Annotated in this window: 9 protein-coding genes; 5 read left to right on the top strand and 4 right to left on the bottom strand. The window is 71.3% G+C overall.

Going from position 1 to position 6,680, the window contains the following annotated elements:
- A partial coding sequence (locus V7793_RS12250) for a flotillin domain-containing protein (protein WP_336005610.1) occupies positions 1–505 on the top strand: 505 nt, incomplete at its 5' end.
- Here V7793_RS12250 and V7793_RS12245 read toward each other — a convergent pair.
- From V7793_RS12245 to V7793_RS12235, 3 genes are all read right to left on the bottom strand, one after another.
- The gene (locus V7793_RS12245; protein ID WP_030366799.1) at positions 502–948 is read right to left on the bottom strand and encodes an SsgA family sporulation/cell division regulator; all 447 of its coding nucleotides are present in this window, start codon (positions 946–948) and stop codon (positions 502–504) included. The two genes, V7793_RS12250 and V7793_RS12245, sit on opposite strands and share 4 nt — an antisense overlap.
- Positions 949–1,214: 266 nt before the next feature.
- Positions 1,215–1,436: a DUF5326 family protein gene (locus tag V7793_RS12240; RefSeq protein WP_336005606.1), complete on the bottom strand. Its 222-nt coding sequence runs from the start codon at positions 1,434–1,436 to the stop codon at positions 1,215–1,217.
- Positions 1,437–1,584: 148 nt separating this feature from the next.
- Positions 1,585–1,902, bottom strand: a complete 318-nt coding sequence (locus V7793_RS12235) for a cupin domain-containing protein (protein WP_058045357.1) — start codon at positions 1,900–1,902, stop codon at positions 1,585–1,587.
- Between the two features lie 68 nt (positions 1,903–1,970).
- Between V7793_RS12235 and V7793_RS12230 the strand changes: the two genes are divergently transcribed.
- The 4 genes from V7793_RS12230 (at position 1,971) to V7793_RS12215 (ending at position 5,248) form a co-directional block, all read left to right on the top strand.
- On the top strand, positions 1,971–2,351 hold the full coding sequence (locus V7793_RS12230; RefSeq protein WP_058045356.1) for a phage holin family protein: 381 nt from the start codon (positions 1,971–1,973) through the stop codon (positions 2,349–2,351).
- A gap of 82 nt (positions 2,352–2,433) precedes the next feature.
- Complete coding sequence (locus tag V7793_RS12225; protein WP_336005599.1) at positions 2,434–3,591, top strand: cystathionine gamma-lyase; 1,158 nt, start codon at positions 2,434–2,436, stop codon at positions 3,589–3,591.
- Positions 3,592–3,776: 185 nt separating this feature from the next.
- Positions 3,777–4,676, top strand: a complete 900-nt coding sequence (locus V7793_RS12220) for a LysR family transcriptional regulator (protein WP_336005596.1) — start codon at positions 3,777–3,779, stop codon at positions 4,674–4,676.
- A gap of 65 nt (positions 4,677–4,741) precedes the next feature.
- Positions 4,742–5,248, top strand: a complete 507-nt coding sequence (locus tag V7793_RS12215) for an NUDIX hydrolase (RefSeq protein WP_336005593.1) — start codon at positions 4,742–4,744, stop codon at positions 5,246–5,248.
- A gap of 20 nt (positions 5,249–5,268) precedes the next feature.
- Here the strand turns inward: V7793_RS12215 and V7793_RS38220 are convergent, their stop codons facing one another.
- Positions 5,269–6,366, bottom strand: a complete 1,098-nt coding sequence (locus tag V7793_RS38220; protein ID WP_443057892.1) for a globin domain-containing protein — start codon at positions 6,364–6,366, stop codon at positions 5,269–5,271.
- Positions 6,367–6,680 lie beyond the last annotated feature (314 nt).

Below are 6,680 nucleotides of genomic sequence, written 5' to 3'. Positions count from 1 at the left end.
GGCGGCCGCGCGGGCGAAGGGTCTGGCGACGGCCGAGGCCGCCAAGGCGCGTGGTCTGGCGGAGGCGGATGCGATCAAGGCACGGGCGGCGGCCCTGGCGGAGAATCAGGAGGCGGTGGTCGCGCAACAACTGGCCGAAAAGTGGCCCGAGATCGTACGTGCGGGGGCTGAAGCCTTCGGAAATGTTGACCACATGGTGCTGCTCAACGGGGCGGACGGGATGTCCGAGATGTTTGCGAAGGCGCTGACGATGGGGGGTACGGGTCTGGGCCTGGCGCGACAGCTGCTCTCCGCCATGGGCACGGCGGGCGCGGCGGACGGGCCGGGCGGGAACGAGGCCGGTTCCCCGGGCGCCGCGGGGCCCGGCGGGACGCCGGACTCCGGAGAAAAGCCCGGCTCAGGGGCGCTGGGGGCCGGGACGGCGCCAAAGGGCGCGCCCCCGCGCACTGAGCGGGTGCCGGTCCGGGACGAGGGCGTGGCCGGCGGAGGCACGCCGGACCGCTAACCGGCGTTCTGCCCCTCGGTGTTGCCGGCCAGGATGTTGTCGAGCGCGGCGGCGAGGTCGTAGTCGAAGTCGGCGACCGAGCGCTCCTCGCCGAGGGGGGCGATGCGGTCGGTCCGGTCGAGGAACGCCACGAGGGGCGCCGCACCGGCCCGGAACAGGGCCCCTTCGGAGCCCACTTGCAGCCGGATGAAGACGTCCGAGAGGTGCTCGGCGGAGGCGGGGGCGATGTGCACATCGCCCTCGCCGGAGGGCTGGCTGAGCCCGTCGAGCAGCAACTCCCGCGCGAAGGCCCAGGTCACAGGCGCGTCGCCGGGAAGGTGAAAGGTGAACTTCACCGCGTAGGGATCGCTGCTGTCGTAGTCCAGTCCCACCGGGATCCGGAAGGACAGCTCCTCGGAGACGAGGAAGGTCATGATCACTTCTGCCTGAACCGTTTCACGCATCGCCCAATGCCCCGTATTCGTCGTTTTGGCCCGGGATTGGCTCCTCGCGCCCCATAGACACCACCGCTCGACGGCATCCATAGATCACCAGGAGTGATTCTTCAGCTACCGATAGAGACCGAGACTGAGCTTACGAGCTCTATGACTCTGGAGCGTAGCGACTCGACTACGGGGCGGAGTCGTTCCGGGGGATTCAGGGCAGAGAAATTGCCAGAGCCGTCAACACCGGTCCAGGCGACGACCGGCCGGGCGGCGACCGGCGGGCCCTACCAGTCGCCCTTCGACGACGAGGACGACGACGTGAACTTCTTGACGACGAAGATCAGCCCGCCGATGAGCGCGACCAGCAGCAGGGCCTTGAAGACCAGCGCTATGACGAAGCCGAGCACGCTCATGATCAGACTGCCGAACACCACGAGGACGAGGACCGGCACGGCGATCCACTTCACCCACCACGGGAGTCCTGCAAAAATCCCCTTCTCAGCCATGTCGTTCGTCCCTGCTTTCCGCTTCGTGGACCCGGAGCGGGGTGCTCCGGCCTTGCTTTCGATGCTAGGGCGGACAGGGGGCCCGGCGGGGCCTGCGAAGCCCCCGTCGACCCCTGAGCGTCCCCCTACGGGTCGCCGGGGCCGACCCTCAGCTCTCAGGGGGAGAGAAGACCACCAGAACCCTCAGGGCCTCGCTGATGTGGTGGAAGCGGTGCGTCACGCCGGCCGGCACGTAGACCACGCTCCCGCGGCCCACCTGGGTCGTCTCCTCCCCCACGGTGATCGACGCGCGGCCGCTCATCACCACGTAGACCTCGTCCTGGGCGTGCGGGGTCTGCGGGTCCATCTGCCCGGCGTCCAGGGCGTACAGCCCGACCGACATGTTCCGCTCGCCCAGGAACTGCAGGTAGGCGCCGTCGTTCGCGAGGCGCTCCCCCTCCAGTTCATCCAGCCGGAAGGCCTTCATCTGCCGTCCACCCCTCGCCGCTCCTCGGTCGTGGTCCGTCCACATGCTGCGTCTGCAACGATCTCACCATGAAGAATTTCGTAGTCAAGACGATCGCCAACGCGGCGGCCCTGGCGGTCGCCATCTGGCTGCTCAAGGGCATCACGCTCTCCGGTGAGAACACCCTGCGCAAGGTGCTCACGCTGATCCTCGTCGCGCTCGTCTTCGGCGTGGTCAACTTCATCGTCAAGCCGGTGGTGAAGCTGCTGTCCTTCCCGTTGTTCATCCTCACCCTCGGCCTCATCACGCTCGTGATCAACGCGCTGATGCTGTTGCTGACCTCGTTCCTCGCCAAGGAGCTGGGGCTGGCCTTCCACGTCGACGGCTTCTGGAACGCCCTGGTCGGCGGCGTGATCATCTCGGTGGTGGCCTGGGCGATGCACATGATCCTGCCGGACGACAAGGACTGAGAAGGGGCTGAGAAGAGCTGACCAGGACCGAGCAGAGCCGGCGGGAACCGAGAAGGACCGGGGAGTCCGGGGAGGTCCGCGCATGACGGGCGACGGCACCCGGGCCGTACGGGCGGGCCTGCCGGAGCCGCGGGCGAACGAGCCCGTGCTCCCCGGCCCGGCCTTCGCCGCCCACTACCACCTGCCGGGCGAGGTCTCCGGCCCGTACACCTACGGGCGCGAGGCCAACCCCACATGGGCCGCCCTGGAGACGGCGATCGCCGAGCTGGAGGCCCCCGGCGACCCCGGCCCGGCGGCGGAGGCCGTCACCTTCCCCTCCGGCATGGCCGCGATCTCCGCCGTGTTCCTCTCGCAGCTGCGGCCCGGCGACACGGCGGTCCTGCCCTCGGACGGCTATCAGCTGCTGCCCGCGCTGCGCGAGCGCCTGGAGGCGTTCGGCATCACCGTGCGCACCGCCCCGACCGCCGGGGACGCCCAGCTCGCGGCGCTGGAGGGCGCCCGCCTGCTGTGGATCGAATCGCCCTCCAACCCGGGCCTCGACGTGTGCGACATCCGCCGCCTCGCCGACGCCGCCCACCGCCGCGGCGCGCTCGTCGCGGTCGACAACACCCTCGCCACCCCGCTCGGCCAGCGCCCCCTGGAACTGGGCGCCGACTTCTCCGTGGCCAGCGGCACCAAGGCCCTCACCGGCCACGGCGATCTCCTCCTGGGTTACATGGCCGCACGCGACCCACGGCTCACCGCGGCCGTGCGCACCTGGCGCAAGGTCGCCGGCGCGATCCCCGGCCCCATGGAGGCCTGGCTTGCCCACCGCTCCCTGGCGACGCTGCAGCTGCGCGTGGACCGGCAGGCGGCCGGTGCGCTCGCGCTCGCCGAGGCCCTGCGCGACCGGCCCGACGTGACCGGGCTGCGCCACCCCGGGCTGCCCTCCGACCCCGCCCACGAGCTGGCCCTGCAGCAGATGCGCGGCGGGCGCTTCGGGTGCGTGGTCTCCTTCGTGCTGCCGGACCGGGCGCATGCCGAGCGCTTCCTGGCCGCACTGCGCATCGTCGACGAGGCGACCAGCTTCGGCGGCGTGCGGTCCACGGCCGAGCGGCGCGGGCGGTGGGGAGGCGACGCCGTGGCGGAGGGGTTCATCCGCTTCTCGGTGGGCGTCGAGGACACCGAGGATCTCGTCGCGGACGTCCTCGCGGCGCTGGACGAGGCGGCCCGTCCGTACGACGGCCCCGCCCGCCCGTAAGGACGGCTCGAGTCTCCCCCCTCTTGACTCGAGCCGTCGTGGTCGGACGCGCGAACCACGCACGAATGACCACCCGGTCCAGGCTAGTTGACTCTGCGTCAGTGTCCAATCACACCGGCGACACAGCCCTATCGACTTATTTATAGTTCCCTTACGACCGGGAGGCACCGAGTCAGGGAGACAGCATGGATCTGGCCCTGTTGCGCACGTTCGTCACGGTGCACCGGGCGGGGTCCTTCACCCGGGCCGCGGCCCTGCTCGGCCTTTCGCAGCCCGCCGTCACCAGCCAGATCCGCACGCTGGAGACCCAGTTGGGCCGCCCGCTCTTCCTGCGCCTGGCCCGCGGGGTGCGCCCCACCACCACCGGCGAGGAACTCGCCCACAAGATCGCGCCGCACGTCGACGCCCTGCTGGAGATCACCGAAGCGGGCATGGACGACGAGGGATCGCGGAACCGGACCCTCCATCTCGCCGGTCCTCCGGAGTTCACCGACCTTCGCGCGCTCCCCGCCCTCGCTCCCCTCATCGCCCGGGGCCTGGCCGTGCGCGCCGCCCACGGCGCCGCGGACGACCTCTTCGAGAGCCTCGGCGCCGGCCACCACGACCTCGCCATCACCACCTCGCGCCCGCGCGGACGCCTCCTGACCGCCACCCCGCTCTGCGACGAGGAGCACGTGCTCGTCGCGGCGCCGCGCTGGGCGGCCCGCCTGGGCGGCCCGGCCGTCGTGCGCGACAAAGGCGTCCGGGCCCTGGAACACCTGCCCGTGGTCGAGGTCCACGAGACCCTGCCGCTCGTCAGGCGCTACTGGAGTGCCGTCTTCGACACCGAGCCCGTCGCCTCCGGCAGCGTCATCGCCCCCGACCTGCGGGCCGTCCTCTCCTGCGTCATCGCGGGCGCCGGGCTCGGCGTGCTGCCCCGCTACCTGTGCGCGGACGCCCTCGACACCGGGGAGATCGTGGCCCTCCTCGACCCGCCGGTCCCCCCGCTGCGCACCTACTTCCTCGTCGTACGAACCGGAACACTGGCCCACCCGCACCTCGCACGGGCACACGAGTGGCTCCTGCGCGCCGCCGTTTCCTGGTGAGAAAGGGGAGAGAAAGGGTTGCCGCCAGGGGTTTCACCGACCGCCTCGCGCGGCAGATGTCCCCTATGACCGAACGTCCAGTGGTCAAGCGCACCGCGCGTGCCATCCTGCTCGACAGCGGGGGCGACCCCGGCCCCCACGCCGCCTTCGAGATGGTCCTGATCAAGCGCACCAAGCCCGGAGAAGCGCCGTACTGGATCACCCCGGGCGGCGGCATGGAGCCGGAGGACAGCACCGTGGTCGCCGCGCTCCACCGCGAGGTCGACGAGGAGCTCGGCGCCAAGGTCGTCGACGTCGTCCCCGCCTTCGTCGACACCGTCTCCCACTCGCTCCACCACGCCGCCCACGGCGTGAAGGTGCAGCACTTCTTCGTCTGCCGGCTCGCGTCCATGGACCTCTCGCAGCGCCACGGCCCCGAGGTGGACGAGCCGTGCGGGACGTACGAGGTGGTGCGGATCCCGTTCACCCGGGCGGGGATCGCCTCGGTGGAGCTGGTTCCCCCGTCGCTGCGCGCCTACCTCGACGCGAACATCGAGGGCGTACGGGCCCTGCTGGCGGACGACCTGGGGTGACGCCCGGGCGACCGCCCGGATCAGCCCGGCGTGGGCGCCATGAGGCCGTCGATCGTGTCGTGTCGTATGCGGTGGGACGGGATGCCGATGCCCTTCAAGGTGTCCACACCGCTGCGGATCATTCCGGGTGGCCCGGAGAGATAGGCGTCGTAGGCGGTCCAGGGCCCGTACTGGCGCACGATGGCGGGCAGTTGCCCGCTCAGTCCGCGGGTGGGGCCGTCGGACACGACCGGCCGGACCGAGAGCCAGTTGTGCGCACGCTGCAGCTGCAGCATGGTGTCGATGTCGTAGAGGTCGCCGGCTTGGCGCGCACCGTAGAAGACCTCGACGGGGCGGCAGCGCCCGTGCTCGGCGACGTCCTCGACCAGCGCCTTGATCGGCGCGATGCCGGTACCGCCGCCCAGGCACAACAGGCCGTTGTCAGTGCTGTGGTCGACAATCATGGAACCGGTGGGGGGACCGAGCCGCAGGACGTCACCCGGGCGGGCCCGGTGGACGAGGGCGCCGGACACCCAGCCGGCGGGCACGGCCTTGACGTGGAAGGAGAGCAGCCCGTCCGGGCGGGGCGCGGCGGAGAAGGAGTACGGCCGCCACACACGCGGCCACCAGGGGGTTTCCAGGTTGGTGTACTGGCCGGCGACGAAGGGGTAGGGCTGGTCGGGCCGTACGGTCACGACGGCGATGTCCGGCGTGCGCAGTTCGTGGGTGACGATCTCGGCCTGCCACCAGGCGGGCGAGTGCCGTTCGTCCTCCGCGGCGGCGTCGATCATGATCTGGGAGATCGCCGTGTAGACGCGGACCCAGGCCGCTTCGGTGTGCCCGTTCCAGGTGGCCGGCGCGAAGCGGCTGAGGGCGGCGATCAGGCACTCGCCGACCGCGGGGTAGTGCTCGGGCAGGGTGCCGTACTTCCGGTGCCCGCGGCCCAGCCGGGAGAGGTAGGTGGTGAGCGTGGCGGAGTCGTCCGCGTGCTGGGCGGCGGTCAGCAGCGCCCGGAAGAGACGGTCGCGCTGGGTGTCCATGGCGGCGGGGAAAAGGGCGCGCAGATCGGGGTGCTGTATGAACAGCAGCGCGTAGAAGTACGAGGTCGCCTTGTCGGCCACGGGCTCGAGCTCCGCCATGGTGCGGCGGATCAGCTGGGCGTCGGGGGACTGCGCCGCTTCGGGCTCGGGGGCCGCGGGAGCGGGGGCTGCGGCGGGGGCCGGGGCGGCAGCGGGGACGGAAACGGGAACGGGTTCCCAGGCGGGGCGGAATCCCCTGTCGGGTGGCGGTTCGGCCGGGCGCTGGTGTTCGTACGCGTGGGGCGTTTCGTACGCGCGGGGGGTTTCGTAGGTGTGAGGCGCTTCGTGCCCGTGCGGTGCTTCGTGCCCGTGCGGTGCTTCGTACCCGCGCGGGGGCTCGTACCTGTGGGGCGCGGGTTGCGGCTGCGTCTGTG

The organism is Streptomyces sp. KLMMK, assembly GCF_036961605.1.
Taxonomy (GTDB): domain Bacteria; phylum Actinomycetota; class Actinomycetes; order Streptomycetales; family Streptomycetaceae; genus Streptomyces; species Streptomyces telluris.
Note: the sequence above shows the minus strand (reverse complement) of the source record. Positions and strands in the feature narration are given on the sequence as shown.